The sequence below is a fragment of the Neisseria bergeri genome (assembly GCA_003044455.1).
Classification (GTDB): Bacteria; Pseudomonadota; Gammaproteobacteria; order Burkholderiales; family Neisseriaceae; genus Neisseria; species Neisseria bergeri.
Genome location: POWY01000004.1, coordinates 160,861 through 177,354 on the forward strand (window position 1 = coordinate 160,861; position 16,494 = coordinate 177,354).

A 16,494-nucleotide genomic window follows, 5' to 3' on the forward strand; every position below is an offset into this window, starting at 1 on the left:
ATGGGGCGGCGTTTTGCTTTTCAGACGGCCTCGGATGCCGTCTGAAGCCGTTTTCGGCTTTAAGGGCGCACGCCTAAAATATGGCAGATGGCGTAAGTCAGCTCGCTGCGGTTGAGCGTATAGAAGTGGAAATCTTTCACGCCTTCTCGGGACAGGACTTTGACCATATCGATGGCGATACTTGCCGCCACCAGATTGCGCGTGCCTTGGTCGTCGTCCAAACCTTCATACATTTGCGACAGCCAGCTTGGGATTTTGACGTTGGTTACTTGCGCCATTTTGCCGAGCTGCTTGAAGTTGGTAACAGGCAAAATACCGGGGACGATTTCCACATCAATACCCAACATCACGCAACGGTCGCGGAAGCGCAGGTAGCGTTCCACATCAAAGAAAAATTGGGTGATGACGTGGTTCGCGCCCGCATCGATTTTGCGCTTCAGATTAATCAGGTCGGCTTGTGCGGATTTCGCTTCGGGATGCACTTCGGGATATGCTGCTACAGAGATGTCGAAGTCGGCGACGGAGCGCAGGAGTTTGACCAAGTCTTCGGCATAAAACGGTTTTTTCTCGTAACCGGGCGGCTCGTCGCCACGCAGGGCGACAATGCGGCGGATGCCGCTGTCCCAATAATCTTTGGCAATTTGGCGCAATTCGTCGGGAGATGCGTCGATACCGGTCAGGTGCGGCGCGGCTTCCAAGCCGGTTTCCTGTTTGATGCGTTTGACGATGCCGTGCGTGCGGTCGCGTTCGCCGGAGTTTGCGCCGTAGGTTACGGATACGAACTTGGGATGCAGGGTTTGCAGACGGTGGATGGAATCCCACAGCATCGTTTCCATTTGCTCGTTTTTCGGTGGAAAAAATTCAAACGAAACGTTGATGTCGCCTTTCAAGTCGGAAAGACTGTTGTTTAACGCATTGATTTCTTTTGCGTAATTCATATCTGCATACCTTCGTTATCTTTTATATGACATTTCAGGCGGTATGATAAGGTTGCACCGAATATGAGTCAATTTCAAAATTTTCAGGTTTATGATGAAAATTTTTAATATTTAGCAAAAACCATACGCTTTTCTTGTACAAACCTTCTAAATTATGATAAAGTTTGTTATGTTATAACACTCTAAGCAAGGCAATATATGAAACCGAATATTCATCCTGACAATTACCGGACCGTCCTTTTTTTCGACAGCAGCGCCAATGAAGGCTGGTTAATCCGCTCCTGTGCCGAAACACACGGAAAAACGATGGTTTGGACAGATGGCAAAGAATATCCGCTGTTTTCGCTGGATACTTCTTCTGCATCCCATCCCGTCTATACCGGCAAGCAGCGCAACGTCAACACCGAAGGTCGTGCCAGCAAATTCAACCAACGTTTCCAATCCGTCATGTCATCGTTTAGAAAGGACAAATAATGCAGGTTCTGTCTTCACTCAAAACTGCCAAACAACGCCACCGCGACTGCCAAATCGTCAGACGCAGGGGCAAAGTTTACGTCATCTGCAAAAGCAATCCGCGTTTTAAAGCGCGCCAACGCTGACCCCCTGCCCTTCCTGCTTCGGTTGTAAATCCCCCCTGCCGCAAGCCCTTTTCATCAAATATGCCGTCTGAAACAGAAAAATAGCGTTTCAGACGGCATTTTTTCCGTCAATACGAATCCGGAATGTGTTTGAAATACAGCATGACCAAATACCAAAACAGTGTCGCGGCGGCTGCGCCAAGCAGTACCCATGCGCTGATTTTGGCGACATCGCGCAGGGCGCGTTTTTGCTTGCGGCTGAAGAGGCGGTTGATAATCAGCGCGGCAAGTGCGAAAAAGAAAAAAATACGGAAAAGTCTGCCTATCATATCGGGAAGCGGGGGAGGTCGTCTGAAAAAGTATGGTTCGGGCGCGGCGGCATGGAGACGGATGTTTCAGCGCGTCGGGCTGCTTGTCCGACCGTGTCAAAAAGTCATGCCGTTTGCTATATAATAACGCTTTTCGCCGCATTTGTTGGAACAGGATATGAGTCAAAGTGCCTCAGTGGGCATTGTAACGCCCCAAAAAATTCCGTTTGAGATGCCGCTGGTTTTGGAAAACGGTAAAACTTTGCCGCGTTTCGATCTGATGATTGAAACCTACGGCGAGCTGAATGCCGAAAAAAACAATGCGGTTTTAATCTGCCATGCGCTGTCGGGCAACCATCATGTTGCGGGCAGGCATTCGGCAGAGGATAAATATGCGGGCTGGTGGGACAATATGGTCGGTCCCGGCAAACCGATTGATACGGAACGTTTTTTCGTGGTCGGTTTGAACAATCTGGGCGGCTGCGACGGCAGCAGCGGGCCTTTGTCGATCAATCCTGAAACGGGCAGGGAATACGGCGCGGATTTTCCGGTGGTTACGGTAAAGGACTGGGTAAAATCCCAAGCCGCGCTTGCCGATTATCTCGGCATCGAACAATGGGCGGCGATTGTCGGCGGCAGCTTGGGCGGTATGCAGGCTTTGCAATGGACGATTTCCTATCCCGAGCGCGTGCGCCATGCCTTAGTGATTGCATCTGCGCCGAAACTCTCGACGCAAAATATCGCGTTCAACGATGTAGCACGTCAGGCGATTTTGACCGACCCCGATTTCAACGAAGGACATTACCGCAGCCACAATACCGTTCCCGCACGGGGCTTGCGGATTGCCCGAATGATGGGGCACATCACTTATCTTGCCGAAGACGGTTTGGGCAAAAAATTCGGACGCGATTTGCGTTCAAACGGTTATCAATACGGCTACGGCGTTGAATTTGAAGTGGAATCCTATCTGCGTTATCAGGGCGACAAATTCGTCGGACGGTTCGACGCCAACACTTATCTGCTGATGACCAAAGCTTTGGACTATTTCGATCCGGCGGCGGATTTCGGTGATAGCTTGATCCGCGCCCTGCAAAATGTGAAAGCGAAATTTTTTGTCGCCAGCTTCAGCACCGACTGGCGTTTTTCGCCCGCACGTTCCAAAGAGCTGGTCAAAGCGCTGATTGCCGCGCACAAGCCGGTGCAGTATATCGAAGTCAAATCCAACCACGGCCATGACGCCTTTTTGATGGAAGACGAAGCCTATATGCGCGCCGTAGCGGTTTATATGAACAATGTTGACAAGGATTGCCGATCATGAATTTGCGCGACGATTTGCAGTTGATTTACGACTGGATTCCCGAAGGCAGCCGCGTCTTGGACTTGGGCTGCGGCGACGGCGAATTGCTGGCGGCTTTGGTGGAGCACAAAAAATGCAGCGGCTACGGCATCGAAATCGACACCGACAGCGTCATCTCCGCCATGTCGCGCGGCGTAAACGTCATCCAAGCCGATTTGGAGCAGGGTTTGGCAGAATTTGGCGACCAGACGTTTGACGTTATCGTTTTGAGCCAAACCATCCAAGCCATGCAGAATACCGAAAAAATCCTGCGCTGTCTCATGCGCGTGGCGAAACAGGCGATTGTCAGCTTCCCGAATTTCGGCTACTGGCGCAACCGCTTCCAAATCGCCATCGGCGGTCATATGCCGGTTTCCGAGCGCATGCCCTACCATTGGTACGACACGCCGAATATCCATTGGTGTACGCTCAAAGACTTTGATTTATTGTGCGCCAAAAACAAAATCCGCGTCCTCGAGCGCGCGGTCATGACGGGTAACAAACAGGTCAAACATTTCCCCAACCTGTTGGGTAGCTTGGCGTTTTACCGCGTCGGGTAAGATGGGTTGAGCACCTTGTTGGCAATAACAAGGTTCTTCGGTTCTATTAACAACAGGCCGTCTGAAAAATGAAACGGCAGATTTCAGACGGCCTTTTTAATATTGGAAACAATAGAATGAAAAACAAAACGTCATCACTTCCCTTATTGCTTGCCGCCATGATGCTGACCGCGTGTTCCCCGAGCAAAGAAGATAAAACAAAAGAAATCGGCGCATCCACCGCTCCGTCCCCAGCATCTGCCGCTTCGCCCCAATCCGATTTGGAACCGGCTGCATCCGCCCCTGATAACGTCAAGCAAGCAGAAAGCTCGCCTCCTTCAAATTGCACCGACTTACACCGCACCACCGGCATTGACGATCTCATGCAACAAATCGCCGAACACATCGACTCGGACTGTCTGTTTGCCCTTTCCCATCACGAACTGGAAACCCGTTTCGGCTTACCCGGCGGCGGCTATGACAACATACAGCGGCTGCTGTTTCCCGACATCAGCCCTGAAGATCCCGACTACCATCAGAAAATCATACAGGCAATTGAAGACTTGCATTACGGAACGCGCACTATCAGCCGGCAGGCACAAGATGCCATAATGGAACAGGAACGCCGCCTCCGAGAAGCGACGCTGCTGCTGACACAGGGCAGTCAAGAAACCCGCGGACAAGGCGAGGAACCGAAACGCGCACGTTATTTTGAAGTTTCGGCAACATCTTCCTATTTGAGCCGGCACAACAACGGACTTGGCGGCAATTTCCAATACATCGGCCAATTGCCCGGCTATCTGAAAATACACGGAGAAATGCTTGAAAACCAATCACTCTTCCGGCTGTCCAACCGTGAACGCAATCCCGACAAACCGTTTTTAGACATCCATTTTGACGAAAATGGCAAAATCACGCGTATTGTCGTTTACGAAAAAAATATCTACTTCAATCCAAACTTGGGGCGAAGATAAAAAAATGCCGTCTGAAACGTTTTCAGACGGCATTTTTCAATGCGGCAAATCAGGCGCGTTTGCGGAATTCGCCGGTACGGGTATCGATTTCGACTTTGTCGCCGTTTTCGATGTAAGACATCACTTGGATTTCAGTGCCGCCGACCAGGCGTGCGGTTTTCATCACTTTGCCGGAAGTATCGCCTTTGACGGCAGGCTCGGTGTACTCGACTTCGCGCACGATGATGGTGGGCAGTTCGACAGAAATGGGATTGCCTTCATAGAAGGTAACTTCGCATTGGTCTTCCATACCGTCAACGATGAATTTCAACGCGTCGCCGATGTTGTCGGCTTCGATTTCGTATTGGTTGAATTCTTCGTCCATAAAGACGTACATCGGGTCGGCAAAATAGCTGTACGTACAGTTTTTGCGGGACAGGATGACCACGTCGAATTTGTCGTCGGCTTTGTAAATGGTTTCGGAAGCCGCGCCGGTCAGCAGGTTTTTCAGTTTCATGCTGACTTTGGCGGAAGAGCGGCCGCCTTTGATGTATTCGGTTTTTTGAACGACCATAGGATCGTTGCCGACCATAAATACATTGCCGGCGCGCAGTTCTTGTGCTGTTTTCATTGTGATTTTCCAATCAAATCGGTTGTCGTAAAATGCGCTATTCTAGCGTATTTTTTGATGCTTTGAAACAAAGGCGGCAAGTTTTTCGGATGCGGAAGGCTGCCCGAAAAGATAACGGCTCCAATCCTCCGCGCTTTGCCGCCAGCCGTTTTGATGTTGTTGCAGGATTTGCCAACATTCGAGGCGTTGCGTGGCGGATAAAGCCCCTCCGCCGTTGAGGTCGTCCGAAAGGCGGCGGTGCGCCCGGGCGGTTTCGGGCGTGTAGAAACCGTGTGCCTTATCCCAAAAGGCGTGGAGTTTGTCGAGATGGACATTCTCGTCTTGCGGATAGATGTGCCAAAAGAAGGGTTTGCCCGCAAGCTGGGCGCGCACGAAACTGTCTTCGCCGCGGATGACGGCGCAGTCGGCGAGGTGCAGCAGTTGGTCGAAATCCTGTTGCGGCACGAACGGGATTTTGACGAGGCGGACGGATGCCGTCTGAAAAACATCGCCGTCGTTTTGCAGGGCATCTTGCGGAATAACGCCGCTTTGTTTGAGGCTGTCGATGATTTGCGTACCCGCCAATAGTAGGGTCAGCGTGCCGCCTGCCTGTTGCCATATGTCCAGCCACTTTGCCCAAACATCGCTCCGATAGCCGAAAAGCAGCCATTCGGGGGCGTTTTTTTCGGGAAGCATCAGCCGCTGACGCAGGGCTTCGGTATCGAAACGGACGGCATCGCGGTAATCGCGTTCGCGTATCAATCCGCCGCTTTTTTCGCCGAAACCCATAAACCAAAAATATTTTTGAACGCCCTCCTGCGGCGAAGGCATCAGGTGCAGCCTTTCATTGCTTTCTTCCGCGCTCAAATATTCCCAATTCAGCCAAAGCGGTTTGTGTCGGCGGATAATGCCCAACACATTTTCAGGCAGGTCGCAGGCAAAAGTTTCGATGACGGCATCGGGAACGGGCGCGGTATTAATGTCTGCCGCATCAGAATGCCAAGTGCGGACATGAATATCCTGATGAACGCAGGGAACATCGGGCAAATCAGGGCAAAGCGCACGCAAGGCGGACACATCGTCCGTCCACAAATGCACCTGCCAACCGAGTTCACGGTGCAAAACACGGGCAAGCCGCCACGAAACGCCGATGTCGCCGAAATTGTCGATAACGTTGCAAAAAATCCAACAAACAGGAAAAGCGTGTGTATTCATAAAAGACTCGAGGTCGTCTGAAATCGGTTTCAGACGACCTTTTCACAACTAAAACGCGCCGAAATAGTGGAACAAATACACAATCAGCAAAACGATTGGAATAAACAGCAGCATGGTTTGACGTTTTAAATCAAACTCTTGCTTAAGATGATGCTTGATGGTTTCGAAGAGGATGAATTTGAACAAAAACGTCGCTTCACAGGCAAGGATGATGCCGTTAATCAGATGCTGGGGTTTGTCTTCGGGCGGATTGGCGGCGAACACGGCAAGCGTTATTAAAGGTATCAAGCAGACGGCGAGCCAGCGGACAAGCAGGTTTCGGGACATTGCAAGGCTTTCAAAAAAGCAAAACGCCATTATCGCCCCAAGCACGCGCCTTGTCTAACGGACGCGCCGGCGATGCCGTCTGAAGCCTTGCCGCAGGAAAATGCGGTGCTTCCGCAAACCAAAATATAAGGGCGGCGCGCTTTCCGTTATAATCCGTATTTTTCCAAACCCGAAACATTATGCCGCACCCGAAAGCCTTTGCCCTGCTCGGCCCGACCGCCGGAGGAAAAACCGCGCTCGCCCTCAAAATCGCCGAAACCCTGCCCGTCGAAATCATCAGCCTCGATTCCGCGCTGGTTTACCGCGACATGGACATCGGCACGGCGAAACCGTCCGCCTCCGAACGCGCCTTTGTCCCGCACCACCTTATCGACATCATCCCTCCTACCGAATCATACAGTGCCGCCCGTTTTGTCGAAGACTGCACGCGTCTGATCGGCGAAATCACGGCGCGGGGAAAATGTCCGCTGATTGTCGGAGGCACAATGATGTATTTCCGCGCCCTGACCCAAGGTTTGAACGATTTGCCCGAGGCCGATGCCTGCCTGCGTGCCGACTTGGACGAACAAAAACAAATGTACGGATTGGATTTTCTCTACCGCACCCTGCAAAAAGTCGACCCTGAAACAGCATACCGTCTGAAACCGAACGACAGCCAGCGCATCGGACGCGCCCTTGAAGTCTATTACCTGACCGGCAGACCGATGAGCGCGCACCTGAACGGACTGCCCGAACACACCCTGCCCTTCGAACTCTACACCGCCGCACTGATTCCCGAAAACCGCGCCCGCCTGCATGAAAACATCGCCCTGCGTTTCCACCTGATGCTTGAACAGGGCTTTATCGGCGAAGTAGAAAACCTGCGCCGCCTCTATCCCAGCCTGACCTCCGACTCCCCTGCCATCCGCTGCGTCGGCTACCGTCAGGCGTGGGAACACCTCGACGGCGCAACCGACAGACAAACCTTCATCGAAAAAGGCATTGCCGCCACGCGCCAACTTGCCAAACGCCAACTGACTTGGTTGCGCAAAACACCTTTAGACTGCGTTGCCGACCCGTTTTCAGACGGCACTTCAGGCACGCGCCTGATTGAGGCGGCAAAACGGTTTTTCGGTGCATAAACTATGCTGACCACGCCGCCGCTCGCCCCCAAAACCGTCGCCGCCCTGCACAGGCTCGGTATCCGTACGCTCGAAGAACTGCGGCAAAACGGTTCGGTCAAAGCCTTTCTGCTGCTCAAAGCATCGGGTTTGACCCTCACGAAAAGCACGCTGTGGCAGCTTCAGTCGCTGCTGGACGGCACGCCGCCGCACGAAATGTCCCAAGCTCATAAAGCCTGCCTGCTTGCCGAGTTGAAAAACCATCCGCCCGTCGCCGCCTTTCCGCCGCAGGAAGAAATGGAACACTTCATGCGCGAAGCACTGCGCCAAGCAGAACAATCCGCCGCCGACGGCGAAATACCCGTCGGGGCAGTCATCGTTTCAGACGGCAAAATCATCGCAGCGGCACACAACACCTGCATTGCCGACTGCAATGTCAGCCGGCACGCCGAAATCAACGCCTTGGCACAGGCAGGCAGCGAAATGCAAAACTACCGCCTTGACGGATGCGACATCTACATCACCCTCGAACCCTGCGCCATGTGCGCGTCCGCACTGATACAGGCACGAATCAAGCGCGTGATATACGGTGCGGCAGAACCCAAAACCGGCGCGGCAGGCAGCATCGTCAACCTGTTTGCCGACAAACGCCTCAATACGCACACCGCCATACGGGGCGGAATCCTGCAAGAAGAATGCCGCATCGTGTTAAACCGTTTTTTTCAGAACAAAAGAAAAGGTTGAACCCATGACCGCCCTACTCGTCATTCTCGCCCTCATTCTGCTTGCCGTCGGCACGGCAGGCATCGTTTACCCTGCCCTCCCCGGATTGGCATTGATGTTTGCCGGAACCTGGCTGCTTGCCTACTCCGGCGGCTATCAAATCTACGGCGCGGGCGTTTTGTGGACGGTCGGACTCATCAGCCTTGCCGGCATACTGACGGACTATGTGGCAGGCATATGGGGGACAAAATATAGCGGAGCGGGCAGGCTCGCCGTTCGCGGCGCATTGGCCGGCAGCATTATCGGTATGTTTTTCTCCCTTCCCGGACTAATACTCGCTCCCTTTATCGGTGCGGCGGCAGGCGAACTGATCGATCGGCGCAATATGCTTCAGGCAGGTAAAGCAGGCTTGGGTACACTGTTGGGACTTGTCGTCGGAACGGCGTTCAAAATCGGTTGCGCCGTCTCCATCCTGTTTATTTTATTGGTGAAATACATCGCCTACCTGTTTTAACCCCTTCAGACGGCATCAGGATAAATTGCTATAATGCCGTCTGAAACCTTTTGACAAACACCATTATGGCAAACCAAAGACCCATCTACGGCTTCCACGCCGTCAATGCCCGATTGTGGCAAAACCCCAAATCCATCGTCGAACTCTACATCCAAGAAGGCAAATCAGACGCACGCACGCGCGAAGTGCTGGAAAAGGCTGCAAACGAAAACATCCGCGTATATTTTGCCGATGCCGACCGCCTCAACGCCATCAGCAAAGGCGCGCGCCATCAGGGCGTGGTCGGATTTATCGATGCCTCCAAAAACCACGTCCACCTCGAAGACGTATTGGAAAACTTAAGCGAACCGCCGCTGTTGCTGATACTCGACGGCATCACCGACCCGCACAACCTCGGCGCGTGCCTGCGTACCGCCGACGCGATGGGCGTACATGCCGTCATCGCGCCGAAAGACAAAAGCGCGGGGCTGAACGCCACCGTCAGCAAAGTCGCCTGCGGTGCGGCGGAAACCGTCCCCTACATCACCGTAACCAACCTCGCCCGCACCCTGCGCGAGCTGAAAGAATACGGCATCTGGATTATCGGTACCGATATGGGCGGCGACTCCGACCTTTACCATTGCGATCTGCCCGACAGCGCGGCGTGGGTAATGGGCAACGAAGGCGACGGTATGCGCCGCCTCACGCGCGAACATTGCGACATGCTGGTGTCCATACCGATGTTCGGCACGGTCGAAAGCATGAACGTCTCCGTGTCTGCCGGAATGGTATTAAGTGAAACCCGCCGGCAGCGCGTATTAAAAAACGAAAAAGCGTAAGCCTCAAAAACAATGCCGTCTGAAACAGGGATTCCGTTTCAGACGGCATTCGTTTTCAAAATCAGTGTTCCAAGTGGTCGGTATCAAACTTGACCGCCGCCTCGGTTTTATCTTCCGGCAAGACCAAATTCAGCAAGACTGCCGTAATGCCGCCGGCGGAAATAGAGTTTTGGAACAAGACGGGCAGGTTTTTAAACACTTCCGGTTCAAACGCCACGCCCAAGCCCAAACCGACCGACGTTGCCGCAATCACCGCTTCGCGCCTGCGGATGCCGTGGCTGACCAAAATCCGCACGCCCGCAATCGCAATCAGGCCGAACATCAAAACCATCGCGCCGCCCAACACCGGACTCGGAATCGTCGTAAATGCGCGTCCGACAACGGGGAACAGACCCAACAGCACCAAAATCACGGCAATATATTTGCCCACATGGCGCGAAGCCACGCCGGTCATCTGAATCACGCCGTTGTTTTGCGCAAACGTCGTCAGCGGCAGCGAACCCAAAGCCGTCGCAATCACCGACACCAAGCCGTCCGCCAACACGCCGCCGCGCAGGCGTTTGGTGTATTCTTCGCCTTCAATCGGCTGGTCGGACACCATTGCCGTCGCGGTCAAATCGCCGACCGCCTCAAACACGCTCAACAGGAAAATCGCGCCCGCCACAATAAATGCGTGCCAGTCAAAAGCAAAACCGTATTTAAACGGTACGGGCAGCGTAACCAGCGGCAGGTTTTGCAGCGCGGAAAAATCCACCTTACCCAAAAACAGCGCGACAATGTAGCCGGCAATCAACCCGACCGCGATGCCGCTCATGCGCAACAGCGGGTTTTTCATACAGTTGAATATCAACACAATCAGCAACACCAGCGACGCCAGCCCCAAGTTTTCCATCGAGCCGAACGTGCCGTCCGCCTTCGCGCCAAAGCCACCGCCGAAATCGGTAATGCCGACGTGTACCAAACTCAAGCCGATCAGCATCACCACCACACCGCTGACCGTCGGCGTAATCACTTTTTTCAAATAAGGCAGAAGCCACGCCGAGAAACAGACCAAAAACGCCCCGACAAACGATACGCCCAAGAGCGTCGAAATCATCGCATCCTTAGTCAAACCGCCCTCTTTCATCCCCGCGCCGAGCACAATCATGACGGTAACGAACGAGAAATTCACCGACTGGATGGACAGCATCCCCGAACCGATCGGCCCAAAGCGGTTGACCTGCAAATAAGTGCCGACACCCGACGCAACCATCGCCATCGACACGAGATATGCCGTCATCTCCACCGGCAATTCCAGCGCGCCGCCCACAATCAGCGCGGGCGTAATCATCGGCACAAAAATCGCCAAAAGATGGGTAACCGCGCTCAACAGCGCATTGCCGAACGGCGGTCTCTCTTCCAAACCGTACACCAAATCAGGCGAATCCGCACCTTTTCCCAACTGACCGCTCATTGTATTTCCTTATTTTAAAGGTTGAAAAATCCAAGCGCGGATTGTAGCGAATCTGCCGCACGGCTTCAATTTGCATTTCAGACGGCATCCGCCTGTCCCACACGCTTACCACATTTTATAGTGGATTAAATTTAAATCAGGACAAGGCGACGAAGCCGCAGACAGTACAAATAGTACGGCAAGGTGAGGCAACGCCGTACTGGTTTAAATTTAATCTACTATAAATCCGACAGCACCGGCATAAACCGGCAAACATAATAAAATGATTTCCAACAGGAAAAATCAATTTCCCCCATACCTTTCGGCGCAAACGCCCCACATCCGCAACCCGCCGGATTTCACACCTGCGGTAAAGTAGGCTACAATCGGAAGCATTACCGCCCCCTACACCACAACTGATAAAAGGTTCTGTATGTTACAAGGTAGCCTGGTTGCCCTGATTACCCCGATGAATCAAGACGGCAGCATCCATTACGAACAACTCCGCGACTTAATCGACTGGCACATTGAAAACGGCACGGACGGCATCGTCGCCGTCGGCACGACAGGCGAGTCCGCCACGCTTTCCGTCGAAGAACACACCGCCGTCATCGAAGCCGTCGTCAAACACGTTGCCAAACGCATCCCCGTCATCGCCGGCACAGGGGCGAACAACACCGTCGAAGCCATCGCCCTTTCCCAAGCCGCCGAAAAAGCCGGGGCGGATTACACCCTCTCCGTCGTCCCCTACTACAACAAACCTTCGCAAGAAGGCATGTACCGCCATTTCAAAGCCGTTGCCGAAGCCGCCGCGATTCCGATGATACTCTACAACGTGCCCGGCAGAACCGTCGTCAGCATGAACAACGAAACCATCCTGCGCCTTGCCGAAATCCCCAACATCGTCGGCGTGAAAGAAGCCAGCGGCAACATCGGCAGCAACATCGAACTCATCAACCGCGCGCCCGAAGGCTTCGTCGTCCTTTCCGGCGACGACCATACCGCCCTGCCGTTCATGCTGTGCGGCGGACACGGCGTTATTACCGTAGCCGCCAACGCCGCCCCGAAACTCTTTGCCGATATGTGCCGCGCCGCGCTGCAAGGCGACATTGCCCTCGCACGCGAACTCAACGACCGGCTGATTCCGATTTACGACACCATGTTCTGCGAACCCAGCCCCGCCGCGCCGAAATGGGCATTGTCGGCACTGGGCAAATGCGGGCCGCACGTCCGCCTGCCGCTCGTTCCTCTGACGGAAGACGGACAGGCAAAAGTCCGCGCCGCACTGCAAGCCGCAGGACAACTTTAAATATAGCTATGCCGTCTGAAGCGTTCAGACGGCATAACGCAACAAACACTTTAATATCCATCACACAGGATGACACGATGACCCATATCAAACCCGTCATTGCCGCGCTCGCACTCATCGGGCTTGCCGCCTGCTCCGGCAGCAAAACCGAACAGCCCAAGCTCGACTACCAAAGCCGGTCGCACCGCCTGATCAAACTCGAAGTCCCGCCCGATTTGAACAATCCCGACCAAGGCAACCTCTACCGCCTGCCTGCCGGTTCGGGAGCCGTCCGCGCCAGCGATTTGGAAAAACGCCGCACACCCGCCGTCCAACAGCCTGCCGATGCCGAAGTATTGAAAAGCGTCAAAGGTGTCCGCCTCGAGCGCGACGGCAGCCAACGCTGGCTCGTCGTTGACGGCAAATCCCCCGCCGAAATCTGGCCGCTCCTAAAAGCCTTTTGGCAGGAAAACGGCTTCGACATCAAATCCGAAGAACCCGCCATCGGACAAATGGAAACCGAGTGGGCGGAAAACCGTGCCAAAATCCCCCAAGACAGCTTGCGCCGCCTATTCGACACAGTCGGTTTGGGCGGCATCTACTCCACCGGCGAGCGCGACAAATTCATCGTCCGTATCGAACAGGGCAAAAACGGCGTTTCCGACATCTTCTTCGCCCACAAAGCGATGAAAGAAGTGTATGGCGACAAAAACAAAGACACGACCATGTGGCAGCCTTCCGCTTCCGACCCCAACCTCGAAGCGGCATTCCTGACGCGCTTTATGCAATATTTGGGCGTTGACGGACAGCAGGCGGAAAACGCATTGGCAAAAAAACCGACCCTTCCCGCCGCCAACGAAATGGCGCGTATCGAAGGCAAAAGCCTGATTGTCTTAGGCGACTACGGCAGAAACTGGCGGCGCACCGCGCTCGCCCTCGACCGCATCGGGCTGACCGTCGTCGGTCAAAACACCGAACGCCACGCCTTCCTGGTTCAAAAAGCCCCGAACGAAAGCAATGCAGTTACCGAACAAAAACCCGGCCTGTTCAAACGACTGCTGGGAAAAGGCAAAGCGGAGAAACCTGCCGAACAGCCCGAGCTGATTGTCTATGCAGAACCCGTTGCCGACGGCTCACGCATCGTCCTGCTCAACAAAGACGGCAGCGCATATGCCGGCAAAGACGCATCCGCACTGTTGGGCAAACTCCATTCCGAACTGCGTTAAACCGTTCAAAACAAAAGCAGCTTCCAAACGGAAGCTGCTTTTTTGTACGGAACTTTTTACAACAACCGAGGAGAAATATCCTCAACCGCCTGAACCAACGCATCCGCCAAAGGCGGATCGAACGCACAATGCCCTGCCTGAACCACCCTCAACTCCGCTTCGGGAAAGGCTTTCGACAACTCCCACGCACTCTGCATCGGCGTACACAAATCATACCGCCCCTGTACGATAATGGTCGGGATATGCCGTATTTTGCCGATATTGTTCAAAATCGCCTTATCGCCCTGCAACCAGCCGCCGTTGACAAAATAATGGTTTTCCAAACGCGCGATTGCCAGTGAGGCATAAGCATCTTCATCCGCTTCCTCCGGCTCGAAACGGATCAGATAGCTTTCCCAATCCGCCCAAGCTTTCGCGGCAGACAGGCGCACTTCTTCATCTTGATGAAACAGCAACCCGTGATACGCCTCAATCAGCCGGTTCCGCCGATTTTCAGCAATCGGCGCGACAAATTTTTGCCATTGTTCCGGATAAATCCGGCTCACACCGCCCATCTCGTTCAGCCACGCCGTTTCAGACGGCCTGCACAAAAATATCCCGCGCAATACCAATCCCTTTACCCGTTCCGGATGGGTTTGGGCATAAGCCAGCGACAAAGTGCTGCCCCACGAACCGCCGAACACCAGCCATTTTTCAATACCCAGCATCTCACGGACTTTTTCAATATCCGCCACCAAATCCCAAGTCGTATTGTCTTCCGCACAAGCATACGGGCGCGAACGTCCGCAACCGCGCTGGTCGATGATGACGATGCGGAACACATCGGGATTGAAAAAACCCCGACATTCAGGCGAAGCCCCCGCCCCCGGTCCGCCGTGTAAAAAAATAACCGGCACACCGTCGGGATTACCCGACTCTTCCCAATAAATTTGATGAATTTCAGACACCTGCAAGTATCCGCTATGAAAAGGCTGTTTTATCTCATACATCATCTTCTCCCATATTGCTTCTGACAATCCGAACATTCCGACACACGACATCCCGCACAAAACACAAGCCGCCCCGAAAGGCAAATGCCGAAAAATCGCGATATAGTGGATTAACAAAAATCAGGACAAGGCGACGAAGCCGCAGACAGTACAGATAGTACGGAACCGATTCACTTGGTGCTTCAGCACCTTAGAGAATCGTTCTCTTTAAGCTAAGGCGAATCAACGCCGTACCGGTTTTTGTTAATCCGCTATATTCCGCCATCTCTAAGATTTACAGCGATACACGGGTGATTTAAGGAATGCCCGAACCGTCATTCCCGCAACTTTTCGTCATTCCTACGAACCTACATCCCGTCATTCCCACGAAAGTGGGAATCTAGAATCTCGGACTTTCAGATAATCTTTGAATATTGCTGTTGTTCTAAGGTCTAGATTCCCGCCTGCGCGGGAATGACGAATCCATCCGCACGGAAACCTGCACCGCGTCATTCCTACGAACCTACATCCCGTCATTCCCACGAAAGTGGGAATCCAGAACGTAAAATCTGAAGAAACCGTTTTATCCGATAAGTTTCCGCACCGACAGACCTAGATTCCCGCCTGCGCGGGAATGACGAATCCATCCGCACGGAAACCTGCACCGCGTCATTCCTACGAACCTACATCCCGTCATTCCCACGAAAGTGGGAATCTAGAATCTCGGACTTTCAGATAATATTTGAATATTGCTGTTGTTCTAAGGTCTGGATTCCTGCCTGCGCGGGAATGACGAATCCATCCGCACGGAAACCTGCACCGCGTCATTCCTACGAACCTACATCCCCGTCATTCCCACGAAAGTGGGAATCCAGAACGTAAAATCTGAAGAAACCGTTTTATCCGATAAGTTTCCGCACCGACAGACCTAGATTCCCGCCTGCGCGGGAATGACGGCAGTGCTTCCTTGGCTTAGTTTTATTTTAACCAACTACATAGCGGATTAACAAAAATCAGGACAAGGCGACGAAGCCGCAGACAGTACAAATAGTACGGAACCGATTCACTTGGTGCTTCAGCACCTTAGAGAATCGTTCTCTTTGAGCTAAGGCGAGACAACGCCGTACTGGTTTTTGTTAATCCACTATAAAAACCATCAATCGGAAAATATTGCATAAACAGGCGGAAATATATCATTGAAAAGAAAACCCATACAATGTCGGACAGAAACAAGCCGCTTTGCCATTGTTTCCTAACAGTTAAACCCCCGCACTTCAAGGCGGCGGACCGGCCTTGTTTCAAAATGGCGCAAGCCCCTGCCCTCAAATCCAACGCGCAGGATTAAACCATAATGGCGGCTTTCTTATCGTTCCTTATTGAAACATCGCCCCAAACCCGATACAATCCGCCCTTGAACCATCAGTGAAAATCGTTCTTTTTTAATCAGTTAAACCGAATACGGAGCCGAAAATGAATCCAGCCCCCAAAAAAAACCTTCTCTTCTCTTCTCTTCTCTTCTCTTCTCTTCTCTTCTCTTCCGCAGCGCAGGCGGCAAGTGAAGACAATGGTCGCGGCCCGTATGTACAGGCAGATTTAGCCTACGCCTACGAACACATTACCT

At 53.1% G+C, this 16,494-nt stretch carries 18 protein-coding genes and 2 pseudogenes; 13 read left to right on the plus strand and 7 right to left on the minus strand.

The features are described 5' to 3' along the window. Positions 1 to 59 precede the first annotated feature (59 nt). Positions 60 to 938 (minus strand): methylenetetrahydrofolate reductase, encoded by an 879-nt coding sequence (gene metF, locus DBY86_RS06275; protein WP_002217399.1) that lies wholly within the window; start codon positions 936 to 938, stop codon positions 60 to 62. Between the two features lie 198 nt (positions 939 to 1,136). Here metF and DBY86_RS06280 point away from each other — a divergent pair, with 198 nt between their 5' ends. Both DBY86_RS06280 and ykgO read left to right on the plus strand, forming a co-directional pair. Continuing rightward, positions 1,137 to 1,412 (plus strand): type B 50S ribosomal protein L31, encoded by a 276-nt coding sequence (locus tag DBY86_RS06280; RefSeq protein ID WP_002217400.1) that lies wholly within the window; start codon positions 1,137 to 1,139, stop codon positions 1,410 to 1,412. Then, complete coding sequence (gene ykgO, locus DBY86_RS06285; protein WP_002213788.1) at positions 1,412 to 1,537, plus strand: type B 50S ribosomal protein L36; 126 nt, start codon at positions 1,412 to 1,414, stop codon at positions 1,535 to 1,537. The genes DBY86_RS06280 and ykgO overlap by 1 nt, the downstream gene beginning before the upstream one ends. A 107-nt stretch (positions 1,538 to 1,644) precedes the next feature. Here the strand turns inward: ykgO and DBY86_RS13345 are convergent, their stop codons facing one another. Further along, positions 1,645 to 1,845, minus strand: a complete 201-nt coding sequence (locus tag DBY86_RS13345) for a protein MIGRI (RefSeq protein ID WP_003675061.1) — start codon at positions 1,843 to 1,845, stop codon at positions 1,645 to 1,647. A gap of 157 nt (positions 1,846 to 2,002) precedes the next feature. On the opposite strand from DBY86_RS13345, the gene metX reads away from it, so the two are divergent. The 3 genes from metX (at position 2,003) to DBY86_RS06305 (ending at position 4,673) form a co-directional block, all read left to right on the plus strand. Further along, positions 2,003 to 3,142 carry a homoserine O-succinyltransferase MetX gene (metX, locus tag DBY86_RS06295; protein WP_070602130.1) on the plus strand — a complete coding sequence of 380 codons (1,140 nt, stop codon included), beginning with the start codon at positions 2,003 to 2,005 and terminating at the stop codon, positions 3,140 to 3,142. Continuing rightward, on the plus strand, positions 3,139 to 3,720 hold the full coding sequence (gene metW, locus DBY86_RS06300) for a methionine biosynthesis protein MetW (protein WP_039405916.1): 582 nt from the start codon (positions 3,139 to 3,141) through the stop codon (positions 3,718 to 3,720). The genes metX and metW overlap by 4 nt, the downstream gene beginning before the upstream one ends. A gap of 116 nt (positions 3,721 to 3,836) precedes the next feature. Further along, complete coding sequence (locus DBY86_RS06305) at positions 3,837 to 4,673, plus strand: NMB0938 family lipoprotein (protein WP_107819324.1); 837 nt, start codon at positions 3,837 to 3,839, stop codon at positions 4,671 to 4,673. A 49-nt stretch (positions 4,674 to 4,722) separates the two neighbouring features. Here DBY86_RS06305 and efp read toward each other — a convergent pair whose 3' ends face one another. From efp to DBY86_RS06320, 3 genes are read right to left on the minus strand one after another with little or no spacing between them, the layout of a single operon-like run. Then, positions 4,723 to 5,283: an elongation factor P gene (efp, locus tag DBY86_RS06310; RefSeq protein ID WP_002219406.1), complete on the minus strand. Its 561-nt coding sequence runs from the start codon at positions 5,281 to 5,283 to the stop codon at positions 4,723 to 4,725. Positions 5,284 to 5,325: 42 nt separating this feature from the next. Then, complete coding sequence (gene earP, locus DBY86_RS06315) at positions 5,326 to 6,477, minus strand: elongation factor P maturation arginine rhamnosyltransferase EarP (RefSeq protein WP_107819325.1); 1,152 nt, start codon at positions 6,475 to 6,477, stop codon at positions 5,326 to 5,328. Between the two features lie 48 nt (positions 6,478 to 6,525). Continuing rightward, the gene (locus tag DBY86_RS06320) at positions 6,526 to 6,804 is read right to left on the minus strand and encodes a hypothetical protein (protein WP_167435389.1); all 279 of its coding nucleotides are present in this window, start codon (positions 6,802 to 6,804) and stop codon (positions 6,526 to 6,528) included. A gap of 179 nt (positions 6,805 to 6,983) precedes the next feature. Between DBY86_RS06320 and miaA the strand changes: the two genes are divergently transcribed. The 4 genes from miaA to rlmB all read left to right on the plus strand — a co-directional run bounded on the left by miaA (position 6,984) and on the right by rlmB (position 9,959). Next, positions 6,984 to 7,925 carry a tRNA (adenosine(37)-N6)-dimethylallyltransferase MiaA gene (gene miaA, locus DBY86_RS06325; protein ID WP_107819327.1) on the plus strand — a complete coding sequence of 314 codons (942 nt, stop codon included), beginning with the start codon at positions 6,984 to 6,986 and terminating at the stop codon, positions 7,923 to 7,925. Positions 7,926 to 7,928: 3 nt separating this feature from the next. Continuing rightward, complete coding sequence (gene tadA / locus DBY86_RS06330; RefSeq protein ID WP_107819328.1) at positions 7,929 to 8,648, plus strand: tRNA adenosine(34) deaminase TadA; 720 nt, start codon at positions 7,929 to 7,931, stop codon at positions 8,646 to 8,648. 4 nt (positions 8,649 to 8,652) lie between these two features. Continuing rightward, the gene (locus tag DBY86_RS06335) at positions 8,653 to 9,141 is read left to right on the plus strand and encodes a DUF456 domain-containing protein (protein WP_107819329.1); all 489 of its coding nucleotides are present in this window, start codon (positions 8,653 to 8,655) and stop codon (positions 9,139 to 9,141) included. A 65-nt stretch (positions 9,142 to 9,206) separates the two neighbouring features. Next, complete coding sequence (rlmB, locus tag DBY86_RS06340; protein ID WP_101129505.1) at positions 9,207 to 9,959, plus strand: 23S rRNA (guanosine(2251)-2'-O)-methyltransferase RlmB; 753 nt, start codon at positions 9,207 to 9,209, stop codon at positions 9,957 to 9,959. A 61-nt stretch (positions 9,960 to 10,020) separates the two neighbouring features. Here rlmB and DBY86_RS06345 read toward each other — a convergent pair whose 3' ends face one another. Continuing rightward, positions 10,021 to 11,412: a uracil-xanthine permease family protein gene (locus DBY86_RS06345; RefSeq protein ID WP_107819330.1), complete on the minus strand. Its 1,392-nt coding sequence runs from the start codon at positions 11,410 to 11,412 to the stop codon at positions 10,021 to 10,023. A 110-nt stretch (positions 11,413 to 11,522) separates the two neighbouring features. On the opposite strand from DBY86_RS06345, the pseudogene DBY86_RS12995 reads away from it, so the two are divergent. From DBY86_RS12995 to bamC, 3 genes and pseudogenes are all read left to right on the plus strand, one after another. Next, positions 11,523 to 11,633 (plus strand): annotated as a pseudogene (locus DBY86_RS12995) (IS5/IS1182 family transposase); the annotation flags it as partial. 191 nt (positions 11,634 to 11,824) lie between these two features. Further along, entirely contained in the window at positions 11,825 to 12,700 is an 876-nt protein-coding gene (gene dapA / locus DBY86_RS06350) for a 4-hydroxy-tetrahydrodipicolinate synthase (protein WP_107819331.1), read from the plus strand. 8 nt (positions 12,701 to 12,708) lie between these two features. Beyond that, positions 12,709 to 13,905 (plus strand): outer membrane protein assembly factor BamC, encoded by a 1,197-nt coding sequence (gene bamC / locus DBY86_RS06355; RefSeq protein WP_107819332.1) that lies wholly within the window; start codon positions 12,709 to 12,711, stop codon positions 13,903 to 13,905. A 56-nt stretch (positions 13,906 to 13,961) separates the two neighbouring features. Here bamC and pip read toward each other — a convergent pair whose 3' ends face one another. Then, complete coding sequence (gene pip / locus DBY86_RS06360) at positions 13,962 to 14,894, minus strand: prolyl aminopeptidase (protein ID WP_107819350.1); 933 nt, start codon at positions 14,892 to 14,894, stop codon at positions 13,962 to 13,964. Positions 14,895 to 16,343: 1,449 nt separating this feature from the next. Between pip and DBY86_RS06385 the strand changes: the two are divergent. Then, positions 16,344 to 16,494: pseudogene (locus DBY86_RS06385) on the plus strand (opacity family porin); the annotation flags it as partial.